Below are 25,822 nucleotides of genomic sequence, written 5' to 3' on the forward strand. Positions count from 1 at the left end.
CTTAACCTATCCATGCACGATCAGGAATGTCGGTAATGAACATATGACCGGGTGCATGGCTAATGGCAAAAGGAATTTTTGAGTTCATCACCGCCGCTTGTGGGGTTACACCACAAGCCCAAAATACTGGAATTTCCCCAGCCTCAATACGTGAAGCATCGCCAAAGTCTGGCTGATTCACATCACGAATACCTAAACCTTCAGGATGTCCAATATGTACAGGCGCACCATGCACACTTGGCATCCGTGCTGTAATTTTGACGGCATCCGCGATTTGATGGGATGGAATTGGGCGCATAGACACCACCATGTTGCCCGAAATACGCCCCGCAGGCTGACACTGAATATTACTCAAATACATCGGTACATTGGTCTGATCATGGATATGACGAACTTGAATACCGGCTTCTTGCAATGCAGTTTCAAAAGAAAAACTACAGCCTATTAGAAATGTCACCAAGTCAGGATGTGCATGATAAATGTCACTCGCATCCATTACTTCATCGACCATTTCACCCTCTTTCCAGATGCGATAACGTGGAAAGTCGGTTCGTATATCTGAGTTTTCTGCCAGTCTTGTAGCATAAACACCTTCTTCTAACACGTCTAAAACAGGACAGCTTTGCGGATTACGATGTGCATACAGTAGAAAATCATAAGCCCAATCTTTAGGCACCGAAATCATATTGACCTGCGTCATGCCTGCAGCCATACCCGCCGTTGGTTTATCAAAGCCTGCACGGATTTTTAAACGTGCGGCTAACGCGGCTTCAAGCTGCGCTGAATCGACTTGGATATCCTTATACATTGCCTACTTCCTGATGCTTTAAAACAAAGGGACGAATTTCAATATGATGATTTAACAGTTCAGCTTTAATCGCAGCCGACATCTCTAAAGCACCCGCGGTGTCACCATGTAAGCAAATCGTGTCCGCTTGAATAGCAGTAAATACCCCATCAATCGACTCAACGCCGCCATTTTTCAACATAGACACCACACGGCGTGCCACAAAGGCTGAATCATGTAAAACAGCCCCGTCCAAACGACGTGAAACCAATGAGCCATCACTGTTATAAGCACGATCTGCGAATGCCTCAGATACAACCTTTAAGCCCGCTGCACGTGCTTGCTCAACCAAGTGGGAACCTGCCAGTGCCACCAAAACCAGTTCTGGGTTATACATTTTGATAGCATCAATCACCGCAGCGGCCTGAGCTTGATCGTGTGCAATGGTGTTATACAGTGCACCATGTGGTTTCACATATTGCACTTGAGAACCAGCCACTTTAGCTAAACCATCTAGTGCAGAAATTTGATACAGCACATCGGCAATCAGCTCATCACGTGACACATCCATATTGCGGCGACCAAAACCGACGAGGTCTGGATAAGATACATGCGCACCAATCGTGACATTTAATTCAACAGCTTTACGCAGTGTCTTTAAAATCCCCAGCGGATCTCCTGCATGAAAGCCACATGCAATGTTGGCACTTGTCACCACGGGTAGAATTTGGTCATCATTGCCCATTTTCCACGAACCAAAACTTTCACCTAAGTCACTATTTAAATCTACAAACATGGCTTAATTCCTGTATCACTTCACCGTCGTCTGGCTTAAAGTTTGGTTAAATAATTAAAGACTGTGGTAAAGGACATATAGCCCATCCACCATGTCAACATACATGTGAGTACACCCAAAATAAGTAACCATTTTGGATAGTTATAATTCCCCATCATATCTTTACGGCAAGCAGCAACATAAACAAAAATAGTCAAACCGATTGGCAGTACCAAGCCATTAAAGCCACCAACGAAGATCAATAACCCAGCAGGGGTTGCGCCCAGTACGACATACAGCAATAAAGCTAAAGAGATAAATGTAATGGTGGTGTAATTGGTTTGTTTTGGACTGAGGTTTTTCTTAAATGCAGTAAAGAATGAAACCGAAGTATAAGCGGCACCAATGGTGCTACTGATGCCTGCTGCCCAGAAAATCAGACCAAATAATTTATAACCGAAAGTCCCTGCGGCATATTGAAAAGCTTGTGCTGCTGGGTTGGCATCATGGCTGGCTAAATCAATGCTTGCACCACTCACCACTACACCCAAGAAAGCTAAAAACAGCACATAACGCATGATGCCTACAACCACAATACCTTTGGTTGCAGCTCTTGCGACTTCATCAATATTTTCAGGGCCAACCGCGCCTTTATCCAGTAAACGATGGGCGCCTGCATAGCAGATATAACCGCCGACCGTTCCACCAACAATTGTGGTGATGATGGCAAAATCAATCTGGTCGGGTGCAAACGTTTGATGAACAGCTTGGCCCACAGGTGGCATCACAATGACGGCAACAATGATAATCAAGATGATTTTGAGCAACCCCAAAACGATCATGCTTTTATCCATGGCCAGCGTGGCTTTTCTTGAAGCAAAAATTAAAATGGCTAAAGCACCACTTAATATGCCGCCCCATTTGGTGTCTAACCCAAATAAGGCATTGAGACCTAAAGCCGCACCTGCAATATTACCAATACTGAAGAAGAAGCCACCCAAAATGACCAGAAAAGCCAGTAAGTAACCACTGCCCGGCAAGGCTTTATTGGCAATATCCGAGGCACGCATTTGCGTCAGCGTTACGACACGCCAAATGTTTTGCTGAACCACATAATCAATCAAAATAGACACGAGAATAGCAAAGCCAAACGCCGCACCCAATTTCACAGTAAAGACTGCGGTTTGAGTTAGAAAACCAGGTCCCATGGCGGAGGTTGCCATCATGAAGATTGAAGCAACAATGGCCCATTGGCGATCTGATAAAAAAGAAGATTTTAATAAAGACATATTTAATGCGTTCCTCGTCCATTTGAGCTTAATAACGCTATTTTCAAGTTGAACCAAGAACATCATTTTGCTTACAAATTCTGTTCTTAAATCCCTTTCACTGACAAAGATTCCCTGTTGCCCAACCAAAGCCATGGCGGATCAAATCTTCTATTTGAAATAAGAACATAGGCAAGCGCGATGAACAATACGACTTTTTACATCCATTATTAAAACTAAATAACTGTATTTTATTATTTTTTATTTATTAAAAGTCTAATGATAAATTTTACTTATCACGCACGATAAGCTGCTTTTATAGTTTTTCAAACAAATTACGTTTTGAGATAAAGAAACATCGCTTGTCAAAGAACTGCGTACGCCTCAATTATTTTTTAATTTTCTCAAGCAGTCTTTTCATTGCACTTTCAGAAACAGTGACTGCGACATCGGTTAATTTCTCTTTCAAGGCAGCATCATTTCCTTGCATATAAATCGAGGTGAAATGAAAGGTTTTGAGCTGGATCGGGGTATTTAAAATCTCTAAACGACCATCGGTAATTTCCTTTAGCGCCGTTAAGGTCGGCACAACGGCGATCCCCAAACCTTGCTCCGCAAGACGCAATAAGGTCGCAAGCGAATAACTGGTAATTGAAAGCGGCTCGTCTAGTGCCTGTTCTTTCATTTTGGCCTTGAGCTCTTTATAGGGATAGGTAATTTTCGGGTAGGTTAAAATAGTATGAGACATCAATGCCTTAAATGACATTTGACCCACACCACCTTTAAAAGATGGCGCTGCCAAGAAACTCAGTTCAAAGTCGCACAGCGCCTGCTCTACACACTCGAAAGCCAAAGTCGGGCCCAGTAAAAAGGCCATGTCCAAATCCCCCGTACGCACACCTTCTTGCAAATTTGGGGTTAAATCCACCACAATTTCCACAGAAACTTTAGGAAACTCTTTTTGCACTTTTTCGATATATTCAACCAGCCACGTATAAACGATGGTCTCGGAAACACCTAAACGAATCGTTCCTGTGAGGTGTTGGTTTTCAGTCAGCTCAGCCACCAAATCGGTTTCCAAACGCATAAACTTTTCAGCATATTTAAACAGGGTCATGCCTTTATGGGTAGGTTTAAGCTGTCGAAAACTGCGATCGAAGACTTTAAAACCTAAATCATTTTCAAGAGAGGTGATTTTTTGTGAAACGGCAGGCTGGGTCGTTTGTAATTTTGTGGCAGCCTTATTGAAACTATTTAAAGTCACAACCCAATAAAATGCTTCTAGATTTTTTAAATTCACCCTGAATCCTGCCTTTACTCCATCCCGCTTATAGTACGGCAGTTACCACTATTTTTTAAGTTCCTGTTTTATATAATTTCAAAATGTCTCACGAGAGGACGCTCATTAAAGCTCTATGACTTTCACAAACACATCCATTTTGCATCTTTTAACCAACCGTACTCGGTCTAACCTGATCAAGGCCCTTTAAATCAAGTTGAATTAAGAAAAAACGCTTGAAAGGCTTAATGTTTATTCACACTACTCTTCATTCCATCACGAATCATCATAAAAAAAGCACCTTTGTTTAAAAGATGCTTTTTAAAACTCAACTTAAACAGAGACTGTAAAATCTAAAAGTGCTTATTTACTCTTCTGTAAGCGCAAAGCGTTTAAAACCACGGACAGTGAGCTCAGTGACATCGCCACCGCTGCGAACATTGGGGTGAGTAATAAACCCGTCAATGGATAGAAAATTCCTGCTGCAACAGGTACACCCAAACCGTTATACACAAAGGAAAAAGCAAGGTTCTGTTTCATATTACGAACACCCAGTTTCGCCATATGCAGGGCATCAGCTGCACCACGAATGTCGCCTTTAACTAAGGTGACTTGCGCGGTTTGTTTAGCAATATCAGTTCCGTTCCCCATAGCAATCCCGACATTGGCTTGTGCCAAGGCTGGTGCATCGTTAATGCCATCTCCCGCCATCGCCACAATTTTACCTTGAGCCTGATATTTCTTCACGATCTCCAGTTTTTCAGTTGGGGTACAGTTGCCATAGACTTGTTGAATACCCAATTCCTGAGCCACCAACTGGGCATTTTGTTCATGGTCACCTGTTGCCATGACCACTTCAATACCATCATCAATCAACTGCTGAATCACTTGCTGGGCATTGACTTTAATCGCATCGTGAATAGCAATATAAGCCAGTACTTCTTGGCTATTGCTTAAGAAACTAATCACATTCCCAGTCGCACGCTGCTGGTTCAACTGGCTTTGCAAAGTATCATCTAAAGTGATGCCAAGTTGCTCAAGCAGCTTTTGGCTACCAATATAGAGGGTTTGCTCGCCAATCTGCCCTTTGACGCCAAAGCCAGTCACATCCTCAAAGTCTGCCACTTTAAGTAATTGCTGCGCTGGCACCAACTGCGTCAAAGTCTGTGCAATCGGGTGACTTGAATACTGCTCAATCGAGGCAATCCACTGTTCTACTTGTGCTTGTTCCACATTTGGGCTGAGCAACTGAATTTCTTTAAGACTCGGTTTACCTTCCGTCAGAGTCCCTGTTTTATCGACAATCAGGGTATTCACTTTACTTAGAGCTTCAATCGCCTCTGCATCTTTAAACAGTACCCCTTTTTGTGCCGCGCGCCCTGTAGTGGCCATCACTGACATTGGCGTCGCCAAACCCAGCGCACATGGGCAGGCAATAATCAGTACCGCCACCGCACACATCAGTGCCAGATCAAATTGCGCACCACCAAAGATCATCCAAGCGGCAAACGTCAACACACTAATCAGTAACACCACAACCACAAAATACTTGGCAAACACATCGGCGAGGCGTTGCAACGGCGCTTTTGAACGCTGTGCTTCTGCCACCGTTTGAATCATTTTGGCTAAAGTGGTATTCGCCCCAACCGCCGTGGTTTGAATACGAATACTGCCTTGTTGATTGACCGTCCCGCCGATCACGGTGTCATGCATTTGCTTTTTCACAGGTACAGGTTCGCCTGTCATCATGGCTTCATCGACATAGGTCTTGCCCTCAACCACCACACCATCCAGTGGAATCTGCTCACCTGAGGAAATCTGTAAAATATCGCCTTGTTTGACCATGCCAATATCCACCTCAACCACTTGATCGTTTTGAACCAACTTGGCCGTGTTGGCTTGCAGTTTCAGTAAGGCTTTGAGTGAGTCTGCGGTCTTGGCACGCGCTTTCAGTTCCATGATTTGACCGAGCAAACTTAAAGACACGATCATACAGGCTGCTTCAAAGTACACTGCAACGCCGTGCCCAGTTTTGGCTTCCATTGGAATCACACTTGGGAAGATGGTCGCCACCACACTATAAATATAGGCGGCTAATACCCCGACACCAATCAGGCTCCACATATTTAAGTTGCGGGTTTTATACGAAGTCCAGCAACGTTCAATAAACGGTTTACCTGCCCACAACACCACAGGGGTCGCCAACACCAACTCAATCCACGGCTGAATATGTGGTGAAATGAAACTATGAATGTGTGAACCCATCGCCAGTACAAACACAATCAACGTCAGCGGCAAGGTCATCCAAAAACGATGGCTAAAATCCACCAACTCAGGGTTCGGTGCATCATCTAATGTCGGTTGCATCAGTTCGAGTGCCATACCACAAATCGGACACGTCCCCGGTCCCTTTTGTACAATTTCAGGGTCCATCGGACAGGTATAGTCCATATCCGCAGCCCCTTCAGGCACAGGACGCTGATCGGGTGGAATCAGATAAAACTCAGGATCACCCTTAAACTTATCTAAGCAAGAAGGATTACAGAAATAATAAGTCTGTTGTTGGTAGTCAGTTTTTAACTCTGTATTCGGATCAACCGACATGCCACACACTGGGTCAATAAACTCAGCTGATCCAGATAGAGCATGATGTTCATGTTGATGTTTCCCGCCACCACAGCAGCTACTTTTGGCAGGTTCTGCTTTCGGCTTGGATGCACAGCAACTGGCTTTAGTGTCTGGTTCTATTTGCGGCTTAGGCGCACAACAGGATGTTTTTTTCTCTGCCTCTTTCGGAGTTGAACCACAACAGCCCGCAGTAGAAGTAGACACCGATGCTGCATCTTCAGTTTTTACATAAGCCTCCGGGGTTACAATAAACTTTTGCAAACATTTTTCACTACAAAAATAGTAGTCCTGTCCCTGCCACTCGGTATGCGATTTAGTTAAATCTGTTACGGTCATACCGCATACTGGATCAATAAATATGGTCTTCTCTGCATCTGACACAGGTTTTGATCCACAACCACAACCTTTGGAAGTAACTACAGCACTTTCCTCTTTCGCCTGAGATGAAGCATCGCTTATATCTGTTTTGGATTGACTGCAACAAGCACTGGGCGCTTTTTCTGATGTTAAGTAAGCCTCTGGATTGGCCGAAAATTTCTTTAAACAGCCTGAGCAACAAAACAAATAACGAACTGATTGATGCTCATACACATGAGGAGAGTCCTCTGCGACCGTCATCCCACAGACAGGATCGATATTCACCACCATCGGCGCTAATTTCTGTTTGGAACAGCAAGACGTTTTGTGTTGCTCACTCATTCTGACTCACCTTTTATTTTTTGATTGTGTTAGCATAAAGTCTGTACCTAGGTACTGAGTCAAGCTTTTTGGAGATTATTTTATGCTCACTATCGGCAAGCTGGCAAAACACTGTCAGGTAAATGTGGAAACCATTCGTTATTATCAACGGATCGGTCTGATGCGTATTCCTGAAACCACACAAAACTATCGCTATTATAGTCAGCAAGATATTGAAACTTTAAGCTTTATACAAAAAGGCAAAGATGCGGGCTTACAGCTCAGTGAAATTCAAGATTTGCTGCATTTGCAGTTGGATGACCGTGAAAAAGTCCGTGAAGTGATTCAACAACGGCTGGAAAAGATTGATCAACGGATTCAAGAGCTGAATGCTTTGAAACAACGCCTTTCAAGCTGGGTGGATGAATGTAAAACCACCACCGACAGTTGCTGCCCAATTTTGCAAGAGCTAAAAAAAGGTTCAACGATTGCACCATAAACAGATACCATCTTTGAAATTTGACGATCATTTTCACACACACCTTTTCGATTCTCAGGACTGCGTTCACCATGTCGATTGAACTTGCCCAACTCAGAAAACAGCTTCGCAAACAACGCAGACAAGTTTCCGCCTATCAACAGCAGCAGTCCGAACTTCAAATTTTACAACGTTTAAGACGTGTGCCCGAATTTAAACATGCCACCCGTGTCGGGATCTATCTACATGCTTTTGGGGAAATTCAGACCCGTAAAATCATTGAATATTGTTTTCATCAAAAAAAAGCAGTGTATTTACCAATGATTTGCAATATGAATCAGCGTTTAGCGTGGGTCAAAGTTTCACGTCATCAATTTCAAAATAAACGCTTTTCACACCATCCTCTAGGTATGCAAGAGCCCATGGCAACACGTGGTCAGCACGTTTCACATTTAGACCTGCTACTCATGCCCTTATTGGCTTGTGATCCTTATGGCACACGCATTGGCATGGGCGGTGGTTTCTACGACAAAACCTTAGCTTGTGCGCCCTATCACCGTCCATTTCGTCTTGGTTTGGCTCATCACTTCCAGTTGGTGCCACAGCGCTTGAATCGAGAAACATGGGATCAGCCTTTAGATGGACTGCTGACCCCTCAACAACATTTACGCTTCAAGCGCTAAAATTGACATTTTTGACTGTTGAGAATACTTAAAAATCACATGTTTAGTCATTTTTTATACAATTTATTTTGACCTGCCCTTGTATTTTTTAAAATACCCATCACTATAAAAAACATGGCAACACCGTTGTCACTCATTAGGAGTGCCCATGTCTGAAATTATTATGAATCAAGAAACCTTAGAGCCTCAGGTTCCAAGTGTATTACCACTTTTAGCGTTACGTGATGTGGTGGTGTATCCACACATGCAAATCGCGCTATTTGTAGGTCGTGAAAAATCGATCAATGCAGTTGATGTGGCTCGTAACAGTGACAATCTAGTATTTGTAGTTGCTCAAAAAGATTCTCTTTCAGAAGAAATTGATCACGACAACTTATATCAATACGGTACTGTCGCGAAGATTGTGCAAGTTGTGAATCATGAAAATGATGAAAACTGTATAAAAGTATTAATTGAAGGCTTGCATCGTTCAAAGCTAGAAAAAATCATTGATGAAAATGATTATCTAACCGCAGAACATGCACTTAGCCCAATGTCAGTCCACATTGACGAAACAACGCAAGAAACACGTGTTCAAGAATTACGTGCTCTGTTTGCTCAATATGCTGAAGCAAAACTGCGTAATGCACGTGAACTGATTGCTGCTGCGAACAAGATTGACGATTTACTGCAATTGTTATTCTTCGTAGCGACCCGTGTTCCACTGAATATTGATGTAAAGCAAAAATTCCTCGAACACGATGAGTTTGAAGCACATCTACAAGAACTGATGACGTATTTATTGCAACAATCTGAAGAACAACAGATTGAGCAAACTTTACATGACTCAGTGAAGCGCCAAATGGAGAAAAATCAACGCGAATACTTCCTCAATGAAAAGATGAAGGTCATTCAGCGTGAGCTTTCTGACATGAATGGCGGCGCGGAAGATGACGTTGCTGAAATTGAAAAACGTCTTGCTGAAGCTGATTTGCCTGAACACGTGCGCAAAAAAGCTGAAAGCGAATTCCGTAAGCTTAAAGCGATGCAACCTGCGTCTAGTGAAGCGGCTGTGGTGCGCAATTATATCGAGGCTATTTTAGATACGCCTTGGAATAAAGCCAGCAAAGTCAGCATTAACTTAAGCAAAGCGCAAGAAATTCTCGATGCAGACCATTACGGCTTAGATGACGTGAAAGATCGTATTGTGGAATATCTCGCAGTTCAATCTCGCGTGAAAAAACTCAAAGGCCCAATCCTTTGTTTGGTTGGCCCTCCAGGTGTAGGTAAAACTTCACTGGGTGAATCGGTTGCGAAAGCGACAGGTCGTGAGTTTGTACGTATGGCACTCGGTGGCGTACGTGACGAAGCAGAAATCCGTGGTCACCGTCGTACCTATATCGGTGCGATGCCGGGTAAAATTGTGCAGTCTTTAACGAAAGTTGGCGTGAAGAACCCATTGTTCTTGCTCGACGAAATCGACAAGATGGCACAAGACTACCGTGGCGACCCTGCTTCTGCATTGCTTGAAGTACTCGATCCATCACAGAACAGCAAGTTTAACGATCACTATTTAGATCTTGATCTGGACCTGTCTGAAGTGATGTTCATCTGTACTGCCAACAGCATGAATATTCCAGAAGCTTTGCTGGATCGTATGGAAGTGATTCGTCTACCGGGTTATACCGAAGATGAAAAAGTCAATATTGCTGAGCGTTACCTTGTTCCGAAAGCAATGAAAAATAATGGTCTACGTGCGAAAGAATTGACTGTTCATGAAGAAGCGATTCGTGACATCGTGCAACGTTATACACGTGAAGCTGGTGTGCGTAGCTTAGAACGCGAAGTCTCTAAAATTGCCCGTAAAGTGGTAAAAGAAGCGGTTAGCAAGAAGGCGAAAAACCTGCAAGTTGATGTGACTTCGGCCAATCTTCCAGACTACTTAGGTCCACATAAGTTTGACTTTGGTATGGCGGAAGATGAAGCTCAAGTCGGTCGTGTTAACGGTTTAGCGTGGACTTCAGTGGGTGGTGAGTTGTTGACCATTGAAGTTGCAGCGGTCAAAGGTAAAGGTAAATTCATTACCACGGGTTCACTCGGCGATGTAATGAAAGAGTCGATTACCGCTGCTATGACTGTCGTGCGTACCCGTGCAGATGAATTGGGTATCGAGTCGACACGTTTCGAAGAAACCGATGTTCACGTCCACTTACCAGAAGGTGCAACACCAAAAGATGGCCCTTCTGCAGGTTTAGCGTTAACAACTGCATTGGTTTCTGCTTTCACAGGCATCCCAATTCGTCCGGATATTGCCATGACAGGTGAAACCAGTCTCGGTGGTCGTGCAATGCGCATTGGTGGCTTAAAAGAGAAACTTCTGGCTGCACACCGTGGTGGAATTAAGCTGGTCTTCATTCCTCAAGACAACGTCCGTGATTTATCCGAAATCCCTGACAATGTTAAAGAAGGTTTAGAGATTAAAGCGGTGAAATCGATTGATGAGATTTTACCACTGGCGTTGACCTCTATGCCTGAAGCTTTGGTCAAAGCACCAATTGTGAAAGCTGTCGACGAAGGCAAAAAAGCTGCACGCCACTAATTCTGCATCTTAAAAAAAAGAGAGCTTCGGCTCTCTTTTTTATTACAATTTACTGTAGATAACACCACACATCTTTATGCTTTTATTTCCTACAATAATTTGATCAAGGGATACATGTAGGACAACTAAAATGAAAAACCCGATTGGCTGGTTTGAAATTTATGTGGATGACTTATCTCGTGCCAAACAATTTTATGAATCTGTTTTTAATATTCAATTAACTGAATTAACTCCACCAGCGGATGATAATTCGCTGCAAATGTGGGCTTTCCCCTCAGACATGCAAGCCTATGGCGCTTCAGGTGCACTGGTGAAAATGCCAGGCCTATCCGCAGGAGGAAACAGTACCTTAATCTATTTTTCATGTGATGATTGTGCGAATGAAGCGAGCCGGCTTGTTGAGTCTGGCGGAAAAATTCATGAAGCAAAAACGGCCATTGGTGAATATGGTTTTATTGTGCTGGCCTTTGATAGCGAAGGAAATATGATTGGCCTACATTCCATGACATAAAACGAATGAAACTCCAAATTTTCGCTTAGCTGGTTTGAATTTTTGTATTAAACCTTTTCCTCTATCATCTATCAGACTTGAAAAATCGATAAAAAGCCCGATATAAATAATAAGAACAGATACGCGCTGTATGTTTCTTTTTATTGATGATTTGAAATTGCATGGTCATCTGATTCTCCAGACGGATGACCTTTTATCGCAGTTCTCGCTACTTGGGAACTGCGTTTTTTATGGCTCAAAATACATTAAGGTTTCAATAAATGCTGTACCAGCCCATCGATCACATTTGCCATTTTGGTCAAATTCAACGTCGTTAAGCGGTCTGCTTTGGTATGGTAGTGACCATTTCGATAAAATGCCGTATCGGTAATCATCACTGCGGGAATATCAAACTCCCAATAATTCAAATGATCTGAAAAATCAAAAGCATTGGCAAAGCTCGGAGCAACCAAACGCTGACATTCCAACAGATCAAGTTGCTGCATCACTGCACAATAACCTGCGCCTAAGTCACGTGAGCTCACGTTACTCACTGTCGCAATAAAATTACCATGGCTTGGATAAATCCACTTTAAGCCCACAGGATAGCTTTGGATGGGTTGTTCGCTAAAGAATCCGATCATTTCTAAAATATACACGCCTTTAATCTTATCTTTTTGTGACTGAACCGATTTCGCATGCACATAGCTGCCCATTTGTTCAGTTTTAGAAAACGGTGGTTCTTCTAAACTATAGAACACAAAGTCCACATTGTTGGGCAATTTAGACTTTTGCTCTGCCAAAATACGCGCCGTTTCAATCACACCAGCAACGCCAGAGGCATTGTCATCTGCGCCATCCTGATCGCCAAAGACGTCATAATGCGCCCCAACAATCACGCGGTCTGCCCGTCCGACGTTTAAACTACACACTACATTTCGGTAGATTTGCTGATTGGCCGTAAAGTTTTGATAGTGACACGGAACGCCCAATAAGCGCATTTGTTCTTTGATCCATGCAGAGACACGGTTCAGTTCCTCAAGGTTTTTATAGTTACGTGCTTTGCCCTGACCAATCACTTGCTCCAAATAAACTTGTAGGTTTTGTTCATCAGCCATTTTGACGTTGCTTGCAAATACCTGCCCTGTGAAAGTACCTAGTACAACAATCAACAAAAAAGCCTGTTTTTTTAAAGTTTTGAGCCACATTGTTATTATTCCAAGTATTTCTTATTCCTCTCATCTGTTGAATTAAGCAACATTAGTTCAGTGAATTCAATTGCATTTTGTTTCGTCTCACTGCAAAGCCTTGCTTTCACCGTTATAATGAATCGTCTCCTTATACATGACCCATTATGAAAATCCGTATTCTGACCATTGGTCAAAAAATGCCTGCATGGGTACTGACTGGTTTTGAAGATTATTTCAAACGTATTCAACCTTTTGTGCAAACGCAGATTATTGAACTGCCAATGGCAAAGCGCGGTAAAAATGATTCAGAAGCAGATATTTTAAAATACCGTCAAATTGAAGGTGATAGCATTTTAAATGCGATGAAAGGCAACGAAGTGCTGATTGCTTTAGAAGTCGGTGGTCGTGAGTTTAGCACCGAAAAACTGGCAGAAACCATGAAAGGATGGATGCTTGAGGGCAATGATATTGTGCTTGCTATTGGTGGGCCTGACGGTCACTCTGAAGCAGTACGTAAAGCAGCTGCTTGGCATTGGTCTTTATCCAAACTGACCTTACCTCACCCGATGGTTCGCGTGATGCTGATTGAACAACTCTACCGTGCGATGAGTATTAACCATAATCACCCTTATCATCGTGCAGGTTAAGCTCAAGCAATGTTCCATTTTTGGAACAATACGTTGATATTTCCCCCATTACACAGATGATAAGAATCTGACAAAATTCTTTTCATCTTCCCTTATTAGGCTTTCACAATGAACTTACAAACGCTACCCGGCTTATTCATTTCTCATGGCTCACCCATGCTTGCGTTGAATCCAGAGCAAGTTGGGCCTGCGTTGCATCGTTTGGGTCTAAACTTACCGACACCACAAGCAATTGTGATTATGTCTGCTCACTGGGAAAGTAACTCACTTGAAGTAAGTACTGGAGTCCGTCCAGAGACATGGCATGACTTTCGAGGCTTTCCTGCTGAGCTTTATGATATTCGCTACCCAGCACCCGGTCAGCCTGTTTTAGCCGAAGAAATTCTACATTTACTGGCAGAAGCGGGTTTTTCAGCTCATGCAAACAGTACCCGTCCGCGTGATCATGGCGTTTGGATGCCTTTACTCCATATGTATCCAGATGCAGAAATCCCTGTGGTGGAAATCTCACTCCCGATGAATCTGTCAGCAGAGGAGATTTATAAAATTGGACAAACTCTTGCACCACTACGCGAACAGCAGGTCTTGCTGATTGGCTCAGGGAGTATTACCCATAACTTAGCCGAATTGTCTTGGCATGGTCAGTCACAAGCGGTACCTGAGTGGGCGTCGACGTTTCGTAATCATGTGGTCGCGAAACTTAGCCATCAGGACTTTGACGCTATTTTAGACTGGGAATCGATTCCTTTTGTCCGTCGTAACCACCCAACATTAGAACACTTTGCCCCAATATTTTTTGCAATGGGTACAGGGCATCGTTTCAATATTGTGCATAGTAGCTTTACCATGGGTGCACTGGGCATGGACATTTACCGTTTTGATTAATGTATAAATTTTACTTATATATTAACAAAAAAATATTTATGGATACATTTTGAAACCCAAAAGAACTGAATGTATCCATTCTTTTAAAAACAACATCGAATATCATGTATCTTGTTATTTTAAATCAAGAACTTGTAACCCATGAAATTAAAATATTTAGCGATTGCCCTTTTCCCACTCGCACTGGCCGCTTGCCAATCATCTGATATTCAAAAAGTAGGAGATTTGGCTGTGTCTGTACTACAACAACAAAATGCAGATCAAACACTCGCAAACTACCATTGGAGTGCGAACACCGCAGATGCGCCGAAACCATTGGTTTTAAACTTTGACAAACAAGCAGGTCGCTTAGGCATTGCAACCAGTTGTAACGGTATGGGTACCAATTGGAAAGTTGAGAATAATCAAATTGTGACGGGTAACCTGATGGCGACTCAAATGGCATGTGAACCAAAAGCCATGGTTCAGGAAGGCATCGCAGCAGATTTATTTGACAACCGTAAAGCACCGTTTGTTTTAAACCTAAATGATCCTGATGCACCAACACTGACCGTGGTATCGGCAAAGGGTGAAAAAATTGTATTCACTGGTAAGCAAACTGCTGAGTCGAAATATCAAAGCCAAGGTGAAACTGTTTTCTTAGAAATTTCACCAGAAACCAAAACATGTTCTGCAGGAGTTGCCCGTATGGAATGCCTACAAGTTCGTGAAATTAAATATGCTGAAAATGGCGTAAAGACACAGGTCGATAAAGACTGGACGTTATTCTATAACCACATTGATGGTTTCACCCACAATCCGAAAGAGCGTCAAATCGTACGTGTTAAACGTTTTGAAATTGCCAACCCTGCGGCTGACCAATCAAAATATGCTTATGTTCAAGACATGATTATTGAACGTGAAGCGGTAAAAGGTTCATTGTAATCGTTCAATGACCTAGAAAAAAACCGAGGCCTCAAGCCTCGGTTTTTTATTGGGATTTTTCTAAGTGTATATAAACTTAGAATACGCCTTGAGCAAGCATTGCATCTGCAACTTTTACAAAGCCTGCAATGTTGGCACCATTGACATAGTTCACAGTACCATCTGCTTGTGTACCGTATTTCACACAGTTACGGTGAATTTCTTTCATGATCGCATGTAAGCGCTCATCGACTTCTTCAAAAGTCCAACCCAAACGCAAAGCATTTTGTGACATTTCTAAGCCAGAAGTCGCAACACCACCCGCGTTGGATGCTTTACCTGGTGCGTATAAAATTTTCGCTTCAACGAATTTTTCAACTGCATCTAAGGTAGAAGGCATGTTTGCCCCTTCAGCGACACAAATTACTCCATTTGCAAGGAGCACTTCAGCATCCGCCTGATCTAACTCATTTTGAGTTGCGCATGGCAGTGCAATATCACATGGAATAGACCATGGACGCTGACCTTCTAAGTATTCAAAGCCATGCTTAGACGCAAACTCAGAAATACGACCGCGCTTTACATTTTTCAGTTCCATTACTTCAGCCAGTAAAGCATCGGTAAATCCTGCTTTCACATATACGGTACCCGCAGAGTCAGACAATGAAACGACTTTTGCACCTAGGTACATTGCTTTTTCAGCAGCATATTGTGCTACGTTACCCGAACCAGAAATCGTGACTGTTTTACCTTGGAAGCAGTCGCCACGGGTTTTCAGCATTTCTTCAGCAAAATACACTGTGCCGTAGCCCGTTGCTTCAGGACGCGCCAAAGAACCACCAAAGGTTAAACCCTTACCCGTAAACACAGATGAAGTGTCATTACTCAGCTTCTTCATCATGCCAGCCATATAACCCACTTCACGGCCACCCACGCCAATATCACCCGCAGGGATATCCGTATTTGAACCTAGGTGACGGTATAGCTCAATCATTAGGGCTTGGCAAAAACGCATAATTTCGCCTTCGGACTTCCCTTTAGGATCAAAGTCTGAACCGCCTTTACCTCCACCCATTGGAAGTGTCGTTAACGCATTTTTAAAAGTTTGTTCAAAGCCTAAAAATTTTAGGATCGATAAATTCACCGATGGGTGAAAACGCATACCGCCTTTAAATGGACCAATTGCCGAGTTGTATTGAACACGGAAAGCACGGTTTACATGGGTTTGACCTTGATCATCCACCCATGAAACACGGAATTGAATCGCACGCTCTGGCTCAACCAAACGCTCGAGCAAACCGTGATCTGCATAACGAGGATTTTTTTCAATGAACGGCCAAAGGCTGGTCATGACTTCCTCTACCGCTTGTAGAAACTCGGGTTGATGTTCATCACGTGTTTTCACGTAATCTAAAAACTCATTAAGGCTGTTATATTTCAACGCTTAATCCTCAGCAGAAAATGGATCAAAATTGGTCAAATTTTATAAACAATGTTAAATTTTGGCGCAAACAATTAAATATCTTTTACCAACAATTCACAACACATTTCTATAAAAAAACATATTTATCATTTATATAACAATTATTTATATAAAATATACCTAGAAATTAGTTATAAAAAAACACCAATGAAAACACAGGCTTAAAATCTTTTTTTGCTCAAAAATGATGCAGTTAATGAACCATTTTAGAACACAGGATTAATCAAAAAAAACATGGTAAAATTCAGTGATCTACCTATTTCTTCTAATATCTCTGCAAATTCATCTGCAGGATTGGTTTACGCATGAATTCGCACATTTCCCTGATCCAAAATATCGATGCTCTCCTTCCCCAAACCCAATGTGGACTCTGCGGACATCGTGATGGATGTCTGCCTTATGCCCAAGCCATCAGCGAAGGTGAAGTAGCCAATAAATGTGTACCTGGCGGGCAGCCTGTAGCCGATGCATTGGCTCAGTTGCTAAACCGACCAGCATTAATTGCAGAGGAAAGTGTTTGGCCTATTCAAGCCGATGGCCGCCCACAGAGAATGAAAGCAATCATTCGTGAAGATGAATGCATTGGTTGTACCAAATGTATTAGTGCCTGTCCTGTAGACGCCATTGTTGGCTCGGGTAAACTCATGCACAGTATTTTGACTGACCTGTGTACAGGCTGTGAACTGTGTATTCCGCCTTGTCCTGTTGACTGTATTGACCTTATTCCAGATGTAAGCGGTATACCGACGGAAATCTTGCGCAAAGCTGAGCAAGATGATTTAAGACAACGCTATTACGCGCACATTCAGCGTGAAGAAAAACAGCGTCTACACCGTAAAGGTCCAGTAGTTCGTGCAGAAATTGATACGGCGTTATTTGCCCAGTTTTCAGCACAGAACGATGCTGTACCTGATATTCAAATCCTCGACAAAGAGCCAGAAATGGCAGCAAAGCTCGATGCAAAAGCCACCATTGAGCTGGCGAAATTACGTGTACAAATCAAAAAACTAGAAAAGCAGCTCAGCGTGCGTGAAGATACGAAAAAACGTCTGTTGTTAGATGACTTAACCCAACAGCTTCATCAGTTACAGGGAGCTTAAGCATGCTCACTACAAGCGGAAAACCCGTAAAAAGCATGACCAAAAAGCAAATCCAAATCTTTTTTGAACGTTTACGCGCGCAACGTCCAAATCCCAAAACTGAATTGAATTATTCGAGTCCTTTTGAGCTGTTGGTGGCTGTGACCTTGTCTGCTCAGGCGACGGATGTGAGTGTCAACAAAGCTACAGATAAACTCTTTCCAGTCGCCAATACACCTGAGACTATTTATGCCTTAGGAGTCGATGGTTTAAAAACCTATATTAAAACCATAGGCTTATATAATGCGAAGGCTGAGAATGTGATCAAAGCCTGTAAGATGCTGATTGAAAAACATAACAGCATCGTGCCAAACAACCGCGCCGATTTAGAAGCTTTGCCCGGTGTAGGACGAAAAACAGCCAATGTGGTGTTAAATACTGCTTTTGGACAACCGACCATGGCGGTCGATACGCATATTTTTCGTTTAGGCAATCGTACAGGATTAGCGGTCGGCAAAAATGTGCTTGAAGTCGAACACCGTTTGGTAAAAGTCATTCCGAAAGAATTTATTGTCGACTCACATCATTGGCTCATCTTACATGGTCGATACTGCTGTATCGCGCGCAAACCGAAATGTCATGAATGCATCGTTTCAGATGTGTGTAACTGGCCAGATCGTTTTGAATTTGGTGCAGCACGTATTGCCACAAAGACGATAGAAACTGAGCACTAAAGTTCAGTTTTTTATTTCAGTTTCGATTTATCTTTTAAGTCTTGCTGCAACTTCGGATGTAACTGACGTTCTGGCTGCTTCTTCGACATTTTTTCTTGTTTACTGACATCGCGTAGCATTTTTACGCTAATGTAAAACAAACCCACCAATACCGCCGCAGCAACAATAATTAAAACAATGATTCCAAATTGTGCCACACGCGACTCCATTTTTAGAGGATCAAGAAAAAGAGCCCTAATATGACTTAGAGCTCTTTCAATGTCAAAACATTGCCATGTTTAAAACATGCAATTATTTGTCTTGATCAAGAATCGCAAACAAATCTGCTTGTACTTCATCAATTGGGCGTAAGCCATTCAGCTTGTCATAGGTTGGTGCATTTTCACCAGACGCTGCGCGACCTTGGTAGAAACCAACCAACTGTTCAGTTTCAGTGTGGTATGAACCTAAACGTTTACGAATCGTTGCTTCTTGGTCATCTGGACGTTGTACCAGCTCTTCACCAGTTTCGTCATCCTTACCTTCCACTTTAGGTGGGTTGTAAACGATGTGATAAACACGGCCCGATGCAGGGTGCTGACGGCGACCAGAAAGACGTTGTACGATTTCTTCGTCAGGAACATCAATTTCAATCACGTGATCAATGTTGATGCCTTCATTTTCAAGCGCTTCGGCTTGAGGAATGGTACGTGGGAAACCATCAAAGATACAGCCATTTACACAATCAGGTTGCGCAATACGTTCTTTCACTAAACCAATGATCAGTTCATCAGATACAAGACCACCATTGTCCATCACGCTTTTAGCTTGTAGACCGAGTTCAGTTCCTTCACGAATTGCAGCACGGAGCATATCACCGGTTGAAATTTGTGGGACATTGTAGCGCTTACAGATCAACTGAGCTTGTGTACCTTTACCTGCTCCAGGTGGTCCGAGTAAGATAATGCGCATAAAAAAACATCCTCATTTAAACAATGTATTTGACACTTTGTACATGCCGACAAATTCGACATATTTTTAGCATCTAATTATAAGAAAGCTACAAACAAATGTATTGTACCCGCAATGAAGCCCGTTACCCCACCCAATAAAATCAAAATCCATTCGTCTTCCTGAAATGCAGGACGTAATAAGTTTTGAAATTCTTTCGGCGTTAGCTCTCGAATACGGTCTCTAAACATTTGATAGATTTTCTGTGCACGGCTCGCATTGAACGCTGGGTCGCATACAGGCACCATCGTAATTTCAATTGAACGATCAATCAAGTCCGTCTTCAGTTTTGCGTATTCACGTGGCCCCAAAGACAGCTGCAAAGATGTTCTCACCAATGGCGTTTCCATGATTTCATTAATATGACGTTTGACAATACGACGGGTCTTGTCTTTTTTATTGCCATACATCATTTCAGTCATGATGGATTTTAACGTAATCAGGTCTTCTGTGACTACACTTGCAAACACATCAGACACTTCTTCTTGACGTTTCATGAAAGCGCCTTGCACATTATAAGTCCCAATGCGTGGAATCACAGGCTTAATCCATGGAAACTTACGATCTTTTGTTAATTCAGTCAGTTGCAAGTATCGAACATAGTGTGGCTCAATTGGATTAAACACCATCCAAATCGCAATCCAGTTGGTTAAGAAACCCCATACGGCTGCCCAAAATGGGACAGTCCAATGCCATGGCACCACAAACCAAACAATCATTTGGAAGATACCAAAGAACATCCCAATGAGGGCACTAATATGCCAAATAAAGTTGATTTCTTTCTGACCCACTTTCAAGAACATACGCACCATCAGTCTGCGGTCACCTTCCATTTGGCTGACCACCATATCGCGCATATCTACAAGTGACTCGACGTTCATGGTCAGTTCGGTCACTAATTCTCTGAGCACAGCCGGAAGCTGTTTGTGTGCCTGTGCATAAATTCGACGCTTAATCGAATAAGGTAAGTTTTCCCAAAGCACTGCATTGCGGTCAATCATAACTTCATCAATCAGGTGCTCAAGTTCAAAACCAACTTGCTCACCAATGATCCGCGCCATATCCTCAGGATCCATTGCATCTAAAAATTCACGCAAAGAACCAAGCTTAGATAAGGTGTTATCCGTAATGATGCCTGAAATACGCCCCGCTTTTCTAGGCACAATGCCCTGCCACCCCACAGGCAAAGGCCCAATATGAAAACCCCAAAATGTAATCGGGTAAAAGACCATTTTCAGGGCCATCCAAACGTGCGCCCAAGTCACAAAAGCAGTCACAGGAATAATGCTGAGTACAGCCCAAAAATCGGGTCGATTCAAAAAGGTTTGCCACAACTGATTGACGTACTCAAGCATGCATAACTTCCATATTTAATTTTATTAACTGAATTATATAGCGTTTTAAAAAAGATATTGTGTCTATAAACCGAAACTTAGAGTATAGGAAAATTGTAGTCTCGGTTCAGTTTCTGCAACCACATAGCCCGATTTGGCTTCAAGTTTTTCCCCTGCACCAATCCCTACACTGAAAGTGCTGATTCGTTCAGGACTAAGTAACACATAAGCAAGATCTACACCACCACCAAGGCGAGATTCGTACTCGCCATCTACTTTCTTGCTGTCAATATGCCCTGCGTAAACACCGAGATAATAGCCATTTTTATCTTTACCAGTAAAATGAACTGGAAATCTAAACCCCAACTGACCACCGACAGGGTAATCATCATTGATAAATACCCCAGCTTTTGCGTATGCAATGCCATAAGGATTCACCCATTCCAAATTGGTGTGCAGTAATTTCTGCGTTACACCAGCCCCTACATTCCACGTTTGAGCACTGCCAGCAGGAATTTTTGCATCTGGCAAAAAGGAATTATCTTGAGCGTAGGCTACGTTTGCACAGGCAACAAGTGCCAACACTGGATAAATTCTTGTCATTATTGTCACCATTATCCGTAATGTTATTTTAGTAATTGGTCCCTTTTTACAGGATTTTGACTGTAGCAGAATTTATAAAACACTTATATACAGCAATTTATATTTTTGATGTCTATAAAGTCAAAATTTAGGCAAAAATGAAAAGCAGAAGCAGCGATAACAAATATCAAAACAGTGTGACATGCGTTAGAATAGCGCGCAGGTATTTTCCTCTTTGTCCATGTGTTTAAGTCGATTTGGTATGAAACAGCACTTTCCTTTAAAAAATGTCCAACAAGAAAAGCGCATTTTTCGAAATCGTACCTTTATCTCCATGGGTATTGTGGTTTTCTTCTTGCTGATTTTAGTCACTCGCTACGCCTATTTGCAGTTGGTTCAATTTGACGAGTTTTCAACGGCATCCGATCAAAACCGTATTCGCCTACAACCTTTAGCCCCTGCGCGTGGTTATATCTATGACCGTAATGGTGTGCTGTTGGCGGACAACTATCCTGTCTTTACCGCGACGATGAGTCGAGCGGATGTGACGGATATTGATGCCACGATTGAGCGTTTAACCCCAATCTTAGAACTCACACCAGATGATATTGAACGCTTTAACAGTCGTATTAAAGCCTCACGTAAAACTGAACGCGTTTCCATTAAACTTAATCTCAATGAAAACGATATTGCTCGCTTTAGCGAAGTTAAATATCAATTCCCTGGGGTGAATATCGAAACTCAGATGACGCGCTACTATCCACACGGTGAGCTATTTGCCCATGTGATTGGTTATGTGGGTCGAATTAACGATAAAGAATTAAAAAGCATCAATAAAGATTTGTATGCGGGCACTAACCTGATTGGTAAAATTGGGGTAGAAAACTCCTATGAAGATTTACTACATGGTGTGCCAGGAAATGAGTCGGTCGAAGCCGATGCACACGGTAACGTACTACGTCATTTAGGTCGCAAAGAACCCGTTCGTGGGAATGACTTATATCTTTCACTCGATTATGGCTTGCAAACGGTTGCCTCAGAGCAGCTTGCAGGTCGTCGTGGTGCAATCGTGGCGATGGATCCTCGTACAGGTGAAATCCTCGCCTTGGTCTCAAGTCCAAGTTTTAATCCTAACCTGTTTGTCACAGGGATTAGCCATACCGACTATAGTGGTTTACGCGATAACCTCGATCAACCGCTATATAACCGTGCTGTGCAAGGCGCTTACCCACCTGGCTCGACTATTAAACCGATGTTTGGTTTAGGTGGTATTCATTATGGCTTAATTGATTGGGGCACGGCCATTTCCGATCATGGCTATTTCACACTTCCGGGCGATTCGCATAAATTCCGCGACTGGAAAAAATCAGGACACGGCGTAGTCAACTTGCATAAATCACAAGTAGTCTCTTGTGATACCTTCTTCTACATTCTGTCGTTCCGTATGGGCATTGAAAAAATGAACACATGGATGCGCCAGTTTGGCTTTGGTGAAAAAACTGGTGTGGATTTACCAAGTGAAAGTACAGGTCTTTACCCCAACCCAGAATGGAAAATGCGTACCCGTGATGCCAAGTGGCTCAAAGGGGAAACCATTTCAGTGAGTATTGGACAAGGTGCTTTTACTGCGACCCCACTACAACTGGCTATGGCAACAGCCATTACCGCCAACCATGGTTCACATGTGATTCCGCATGTTTTACAAACCAGTAAAGGTGCAAAACCACATAAAGACTTAAATGCGCCTGATGGCAGAATCCAGTTCAATGGCACGGACCAAGATTGGATACAAATGCGTGATGCCATGGTCGATGTCATTGAAACAGGGACTGGACGTGGCATTCGTACGCCAATGTATAAAATTGCAGGTAAAACCGGTACTGCACAGGTCAAAAGTATTGCCCAAGGTAAACGCTACAATGAAGCCCTGCTGACCGAACGTCAATTAGACCACGGTTTATTCGTGGGCTTTGCACCTGCGGAAAACCCTGAAATTGCGATTGCAGTAGTGTGGGAAAATGGTCGTCATGGTGGTTCTGCGGCACAGCTGGCTCGTCCGATCTTAGACTACTGGCTGCTCACACGTCATAAAAACCCAATTCGTCCACAAAACCATCAAATTAGTGGCGGCTTGATGACAGCGGGGATTAAACCGGGTGAATTACCAAGTGGTAGCACTCCACCAGCGACCACAACTGGGACAAGTACGGCAGCACCAACCAGTACTTCAAATACAGCACCCGCATCAACGGCAGCAAATACCAGCCGTTCAGCTACACCACCTTCTGTACCTGTGGAGTCAGACTAACTATGAAAAATCAACTCCGCATCATTGGAGGGGACTGGAAACGTCGCCAACTGCCTTTTGCTAGTATTGAGGGTTTACGCCCTACGCCCGATCGCGTACGTGAAACTTTGTTTAATTGGCTCATGTGGGATGTGCAAAATACCAATGTTTTGGATATTTGTGCAGGTTCGGGTGCATTGGCATTTGAAGCCTTATCTCGTGGTGCATCAAAGGTAGTAATGATTGAACCTGACCGCAGTCAAGCACAGTTTTTAACGCAAAACTTGGAACTCCTTAAAGTTCCTAAGTCTCGTGCCCAGTTAAAAGTAGCGACTGCACAGCAAACATTACTCACCTTAAATGAACAGTTTGATTTGGTCTTTTTAGACCCTCCGTACAGCCTAGAGCTATGGGAAGAACTGGCCCTCTTGGCGGATCCACTGATTCAAAATAATGGCTATATTTATGTAGAAGCCGATCGGGATTTGAATCTATTAAAACTTCCAGCATCGTGGGTGCAAGTGAAGAGCACCAAAGCTGGGACTGTACGTGCAGGTTTATATCAAAAGAAAGTGGTGGTTTCCCCATAATCTAGACACTTTTACGCCCTTTTGATTTACACCATCACGAAAGAAATTGCTCTTAGTGCATATTAGTGTGGTTCTGAGCTACGCTATGTATAAAGATCAATATACATATTCAAAATCAAGCTAAGGCTTCAGTCAGTTTTCACGTCTAAAAACTATGTACATCAAACGAAAAATCGTACACTCGCTAAAATTTTAAATATATCGCATATGACTTGGTTGATCTTTATCTTAGGTGCAATGGTGGCGGGTTTTGTACAGGGGCTCACAGGCTTTGCATTTGCCTTAATCGCCATGTCATTTTGGGTCTGGATCTTGGCACCTCAGCTCGCAGCGCCCTTGGTGGTGTTCGCCTCAGTCTGGAGTCACCTAATTTCCTTAAAGTCAGAATCTGCCTTTCAACTTGATAAAAGCCTCGTTGCACCTTATATCATTGCAGGTCTAATTGGCGTTCCATTGGGAACCTATCTGTTAGACATCATTCAAGCATCTACCTTTAAACTGGTTCTAGGGATCTTTCTGATTCTTTGGTGTCCATTGATGCTACTTAACCCCCAAATTCGCTTCATTCAAAACTCTGGAAAATACGCCGATAGTAGTATTGGTTTTCTTGGGGGTGTATTGGGAGGGTTGGGAGGCTTTTGTGGCTCACTGCCTTCGGCTTGGGTCATGTTAAAGAACCTTCCTAAAGAGCAACAACGCTCAATTTTAAGGCATTTTAATTTCGCCATTCAGCTATTCACCCTGCTCACCTATCTGCTTCGCGGAAATTTAAACTTACAACATTTACCCTATATAGGCATCTTACTTTTGAGTGTGAGCCTACCGGCCATGCTCGGCGCTCAATTGTTTTATAAAATTTCTGAACGGCAGTTCAAACATACAGTACTGGGCTTATTGTTTAGTTCAGGTTGTTTTCTATGTATCAGCTACCGCTTTCTATAGCACCATAAGACCTGAATCTAAACTTTGGCAATGGCTTGGACCAGCAATTGTGTGTTTTGTGTCAAAATAGGCTCATCTTTAAACAACTTAGCTCTACTAGGCTTTCTCCAACTTCACAAATCTTTATACAATAAGCGCACCTTTAAACCCGCCGCTCACCATATATGAAACTGCCTCTTGCACTACTGAGTCTTTGCTTTATCAGTGCTTGCTCCATAAGCTCATCCAAAGAAATAAAACAAGCCGAAAAACTTCTCCAATCTTTTGACTGTCAAAATATAGAGCGCGATCAGGCAGACCACAGCAGTATGACCAGTTATCATGAACAAGTGCTTGCCAGCAGCAAACAAAAAGCCCAATCCTATGTAGAAAGCTATCAACATGGCGATCAAATTTTTGACCTACCCCTGCCCGAAGTGATTGAAACACAGCTACAAAGTTATACGGCCGCATGCCAGTCACTAGGTGGGGTTTTACCCAATCCCCAGCAAAACCCTTAAAATACGATTAGCAATAAAAAAGACAGCTCGAA

General features: G+C 42.8%; 23 protein-coding genes and 1 pseudogene. 13 read left to right on the forward strand and 11 right to left on the reverse strand.

Going from position 1 to position 25,822, the window contains the following annotated elements; genetic code table 11:
- Position 1 precedes the first annotated feature (1 nt).
- The 5 genes and pseudogenes from F946_RS07740 to F946_RS07760 form a co-directional block, all read right to left on the reverse strand.
- Positions 2-808, reverse strand: coding sequence for a putative hydro-lyase (locus F946_RS07740; protein WP_004980874.1), 807 nt, complete (start codon positions 806-808; stop codon positions 2-4).
- The gene (locus F946_RS07745; protein WP_004980878.1) at positions 801-1,583 is read right to left on the reverse strand and encodes a LamB/YcsF family protein; all 783 of its coding nucleotides are present in this window, start codon (positions 1,581-1,583) and stop codon (positions 801-803) included. The genes F946_RS07740 and F946_RS07745 overlap by 8 nt, the downstream gene beginning before the upstream one ends.
- A gap of 35 nt (positions 1,584-1,618) precedes the next feature.
- Positions 1,619-2,873 (reverse strand): annotated as a pseudogene (locus tag F946_RS07750) (NRAMP family divalent metal transporter).
- A 345-nt stretch (positions 2,874-3,218) separates the two neighbouring features.
- Positions 3,219-4,130: a LysR family transcriptional regulator MumR gene (gene mumR, locus F946_RS07755; protein ID WP_004980882.1), complete on the reverse strand. Its 912-nt coding sequence runs from the start codon at positions 4,128-4,130 to the stop codon at positions 3,219-3,221.
- A 342-nt stretch (positions 4,131-4,472) separates the two neighbouring features.
- Entirely contained in the window at positions 4,473-7,436 is a 2,964-nt protein-coding gene (locus F946_RS07760) for a heavy metal translocating P-type ATPase (protein WP_004980885.1), read from the reverse strand.
- Positions 7,437-7,518: 82 nt separating this feature from the next.
- On the opposite strand from F946_RS07760, the gene F946_RS07765 reads away from it, so the two are divergent.
- The 4 genes from F946_RS07765 to F946_RS07780 all read left to right on the forward strand — a co-directional run bounded on the left by F946_RS07765 (position 7,519) and on the right by F946_RS07780 (position 11,665).
- Positions 7,519-7,914, forward strand: a complete 396-nt coding sequence (locus F946_RS07765) for a MerR family transcriptional regulator (protein ID WP_004980886.1) — start codon at positions 7,519-7,521, stop codon at positions 7,912-7,914.
- Between the two features lie 71 nt (positions 7,915-7,985).
- Positions 7,986-8,576, forward strand: a complete 591-nt coding sequence (locus tag F946_RS07770) for a 5-formyltetrahydrofolate cyclo-ligase (protein WP_004980887.1) — start codon at positions 7,986-7,988, stop codon at positions 8,574-8,576.
- Positions 8,577-8,724: 148 nt separating this feature from the next.
- The gene (gene lon, locus F946_RS07775) at positions 8,725-11,154 is read left to right on the forward strand and encodes an endopeptidase La (RefSeq protein ID WP_004980890.1); all 2,430 of its coding nucleotides are present in this window, start codon (positions 8,725-8,727) and stop codon (positions 11,152-11,154) included.
- A gap of 130 nt (positions 11,155-11,284) precedes the next feature.
- Complete coding sequence (locus F946_RS07780) at positions 11,285-11,665, forward strand: VOC family protein (RefSeq protein WP_004980894.1); 381 nt, start codon at positions 11,285-11,287, stop codon at positions 11,663-11,665.
- A gap of 245 nt (positions 11,666-11,910) precedes the next feature.
- Here F946_RS07780 and F946_RS07785 read toward each other — a convergent pair whose 3' ends face one another.
- Positions 11,911-12,852 carry a M28 family peptidase gene (locus F946_RS07785; protein ID WP_004980896.1) on the reverse strand — a complete coding sequence of 314 codons (942 nt, stop codon included), beginning with the start codon at positions 12,850-12,852 and terminating at the stop codon, positions 11,911-11,913.
- A 146-nt stretch (positions 12,853-12,998) separates the two neighbouring features.
- Here F946_RS07785 and rlmH point away from each other — a divergent pair, with 146 nt between their 5' ends.
- The 3 genes from rlmH to F946_RS07800 all read left to right on the forward strand — a co-directional run bounded on the left by rlmH (position 12,999) and on the right by F946_RS07800 (position 15,290).
- Positions 12,999-13,481, forward strand: a complete 483-nt coding sequence (gene rlmH / locus F946_RS07790; RefSeq protein ID WP_004980899.1) for a 23S rRNA (pseudouridine(1915)-N(3))-methyltransferase RlmH — start codon at positions 12,999-13,001, stop codon at positions 13,479-13,481.
- A gap of 108 nt (positions 13,482-13,589) precedes the next feature.
- Positions 13,590-14,366: a dioxygenase family protein gene (locus tag F946_RS07795; RefSeq protein ID WP_004980901.1), complete on the forward strand. Its 777-nt coding sequence runs from the start codon at positions 13,590-13,592 to the stop codon at positions 14,364-14,366.
- A 141-nt stretch (positions 14,367-14,507) separates the two neighbouring features.
- Positions 14,508-15,290: a DUF4377 domain-containing protein gene (locus F946_RS07800; RefSeq protein ID WP_004980903.1), complete on the forward strand. Its 783-nt coding sequence runs from the start codon at positions 14,508-14,510 to the stop codon at positions 15,288-15,290.
- Between the two features lie 76 nt (positions 15,291-15,366).
- On the opposite strand, the gene gdhA is transcribed toward F946_RS07800, so the two are convergent.
- On the reverse strand, positions 15,367-16,710 hold the full coding sequence (gene gdhA, locus F946_RS07805) for an NADP-specific glutamate dehydrogenase (RefSeq protein ID WP_004980905.1): 1,344 nt from the start codon (positions 16,708-16,710) through the stop codon (positions 15,367-15,369).
- 347 nt (positions 16,711-17,057) lie between these two features.
- Between gdhA and F946_RS07810 the strand changes: the two genes are divergently transcribed.
- Positions 17,058-17,852, forward strand: a complete 795-nt coding sequence (locus F946_RS07810) for an RnfABCDGE type electron transport complex subunit B (RefSeq protein WP_004980907.1) — start codon at positions 17,058-17,060, stop codon at positions 17,850-17,852.
- A gap of 2 nt (positions 17,853-17,854) precedes the next feature.
- Positions 17,855-18,565 (forward strand): endonuclease III, encoded by a 711-nt coding sequence (gene nth / locus F946_RS07815; protein ID WP_004980909.1) that lies wholly within the window; start codon positions 17,855-17,857, stop codon positions 18,563-18,565.
- A gap of 11 nt (positions 18,566-18,576) precedes the next feature.
- On the opposite strand, the gene F946_RS07820 is transcribed toward nth, so the two are convergent.
- The 4 genes from F946_RS07820 to F946_RS07835 all read right to left on the reverse strand — a co-directional run bounded on the left by F946_RS07820 (position 18,577) and on the right by F946_RS07835 (position 21,492).
- Positions 18,577-18,774 carry a hypothetical protein gene (locus tag F946_RS07820; protein WP_035326621.1) on the reverse strand — a complete coding sequence of 66 codons (198 nt, stop codon included), beginning with the start codon at positions 18,772-18,774 and terminating at the stop codon, positions 18,577-18,579.
- Positions 18,775-18,856: 82 nt separating this feature from the next.
- Entirely contained in the window at positions 18,857-19,516 is a 660-nt protein-coding gene (gene adk, locus F946_RS07825) for an adenylate kinase (RefSeq protein WP_004980915.1), read from the reverse strand.
- Between the two features lie 77 nt (positions 19,517-19,593).
- The gene (locus F946_RS07830; protein WP_004694304.1) at positions 19,594-20,910 is read right to left on the reverse strand and encodes a DUF445 domain-containing protein; all 1,317 of its coding nucleotides are present in this window, start codon (positions 20,908-20,910) and stop codon (positions 19,594-19,596) included.
- Positions 20,911-20,973: 63 nt separating this feature from the next.
- Complete coding sequence (locus F946_RS07835; RefSeq protein WP_004980918.1) at positions 20,974-21,492, reverse strand: hypothetical protein; 519 nt, start codon at positions 21,490-21,492, stop codon at positions 20,974-20,976.
- Between the two features lie 241 nt (positions 21,493-21,733).
- Between F946_RS07835 and mrdA the strand changes: the two genes are divergently transcribed.
- From mrdA to F946_RS07855, 4 genes are all read left to right on the forward strand, one after another.
- Positions 21,734-23,779, forward strand: a complete 2,046-nt coding sequence (mrdA, locus tag F946_RS07840; protein WP_035326902.1) for a penicillin-binding protein 2 — start codon at positions 21,734-21,736, stop codon at positions 23,777-23,779.
- A 2-nt stretch (positions 23,780-23,781) separates the two neighbouring features.
- Positions 23,782-24,348: a 16S rRNA (guanine(966)-N(2))-methyltransferase RsmD gene (rsmD, locus tag F946_RS07845; RefSeq protein ID WP_004980922.1), complete on the forward strand. Its 567-nt coding sequence runs from the start codon at positions 23,782-23,784 to the stop codon at positions 24,346-24,348.
- Between the two features lie 207 nt (positions 24,349-24,555).
- Complete coding sequence (locus F946_RS07850) at positions 24,556-25,290, forward strand: sulfite exporter TauE/SafE family protein (RefSeq protein ID WP_004980925.1); 735 nt, start codon at positions 24,556-24,558, stop codon at positions 25,288-25,290.
- A 164-nt stretch (positions 25,291-25,454) separates the two neighbouring features.
- On the forward strand, positions 25,455-25,790 hold the full coding sequence (locus F946_RS07855; protein ID WP_004980926.1) for a hypothetical protein: 336 nt from the start codon (positions 25,455-25,457) through the stop codon (positions 25,788-25,790).
- Positions 25,791-25,822: the final 32 nt, after the last annotated feature.

Origin of the sequence: Acinetobacter johnsonii ANC 3681 (assembly GCF_000368805.1) — a bacterium.
Lineage (GTDB): Bacteria > Pseudomonadota > Gammaproteobacteria > Pseudomonadales > Moraxellaceae > Acinetobacter > Acinetobacter johnsonii.

What these genes read in the sequence shown, in the direction of transcription:
- F946_RS07810 (WP_004980907.1), top strand. Translation starts at nt 17,058, where the DNA reads ATGAATTCGCACATTTCCCTGATCCAAAATATCGATGCTCTCCTTCCC.
- rsmD (WP_004980922.1), top strand. Translation starts at nt 23,782, where the DNA reads ATGAAAAATCAACTCCGCATCATTGGAGGGGACTGGAAACGTCGCCAA.
- F946_RS07765 (WP_004980886.1), top strand. Translation starts at nt 7,519, where the DNA reads ATGCTCACTATCGGCAAGCTGGCAAAACACTGTCAGGTAAATGTGGAA.
- F946_RS07800 (WP_004980903.1), top strand. Translation starts at nt 14,508, where the DNA reads ATGAAATTAAAATATTTAGCGATTGCCCTTTTCCCACTCGCACTGGCC.
- F946_RS07830 (WP_004694304.1), bottom strand. Translation starts at nt 20,910, where the DNA reads ATGCTTGAGTACGTCAATCAGTTGTGGCAAACCTTTTTGAATCGACCC.
- F946_RS07835 (WP_004980918.1), bottom strand. Translation starts at nt 21,492, where the DNA reads ATGACAAGAATTTATCCAGTGTTGGCACTTGTTGCCTGTGCAAACGTA.
- rlmH (WP_004980899.1), top strand. Translation starts at nt 12,999, where the DNA reads ATGAAAATCCGTATTCTGACCATTGGTCAAAAAATGCCTGCATGGGTA.
- F946_RS07855 (WP_004980926.1), top strand. Translation starts at nt 25,455, where the DNA reads ATGAAACTGCCTCTTGCACTACTGAGTCTTTGCTTTATCAGTGCTTGC.
- F946_RS07770 (WP_004980887.1), top strand. Translation starts at nt 7,986, where the DNA reads ATGTCGATTGAACTTGCCCAACTCAGAAAACAGCTTCGCAAACAACGC.
- F946_RS07785 (WP_004980896.1), bottom strand. Translation starts at nt 12,852, where the DNA reads ATGTGGCTCAAAACTTTAAAAAAACAGGCTTTTTTGTTGATTGTTGTA.
- lon (WP_004980890.1), top strand. Translation starts at nt 8,725, where the DNA reads ATGTCTGAAATTATTATGAATCAAGAAACCTTAGAGCCTCAGGTTCCA.
- nth (WP_004980909.1), top strand. Translation starts at nt 17,855, where the DNA reads ATGCTCACTACAAGCGGAAAACCCGTAAAAAGCATGACCAAAAAGCAA.
- mrdA (WP_035326902.1), top strand. Translation starts at nt 21,734, where the DNA reads ATGAAACAGCACTTTCCTTTAAAAAATGTCCAACAAGAAAAGCGCATT.
- F946_RS07780 (WP_004980894.1), top strand. Translation starts at nt 11,285, where the DNA reads ATGAAAAACCCGATTGGCTGGTTTGAAATTTATGTGGATGACTTATCT.
- F946_RS07740 (WP_004980874.1), bottom strand. Translation starts at nt 808, where the DNA reads ATGTATAAGGATATCCAAGTCGATTCAGCGCAGCTTGAAGCCGCGTTA.
- adk (WP_004980915.1), bottom strand. Translation starts at nt 19,516, where the DNA reads ATGCGCATTATCTTACTCGGACCACCTGGAGCAGGTAAAGGTACACAA.
- F946_RS07745 (WP_004980878.1), bottom strand. Translation starts at nt 1,583, where the DNA reads ATGTTTGTAGATTTAAATAGTGACTTAGGTGAAAGTTTTGGTTCGTGG.
- F946_RS07795 (WP_004980901.1), top strand. Translation starts at nt 13,590, where the DNA reads ATGAACTTACAAACGCTACCCGGCTTATTCATTTCTCATGGCTCACCC.
- F946_RS07850 (WP_004980925.1), top strand. Translation starts at nt 24,556, where the DNA reads ATGACTTGGTTGATCTTTATCTTAGGTGCAATGGTGGCGGGTTTTGTA.
- F946_RS07820 (WP_035326621.1), bottom strand. Translation starts at nt 18,774, where the DNA reads ATGGAGTCGCGTGTGGCACAATTTGGAATCATTGTTTTAATTATTGTT.
- F946_RS07760 (WP_004980885.1), bottom strand. Translation starts at nt 7,436, where the DNA reads ATGAGTGAGCAACACAAAACGTCTTGCTGTTCCAAACAGAAATTAGCG.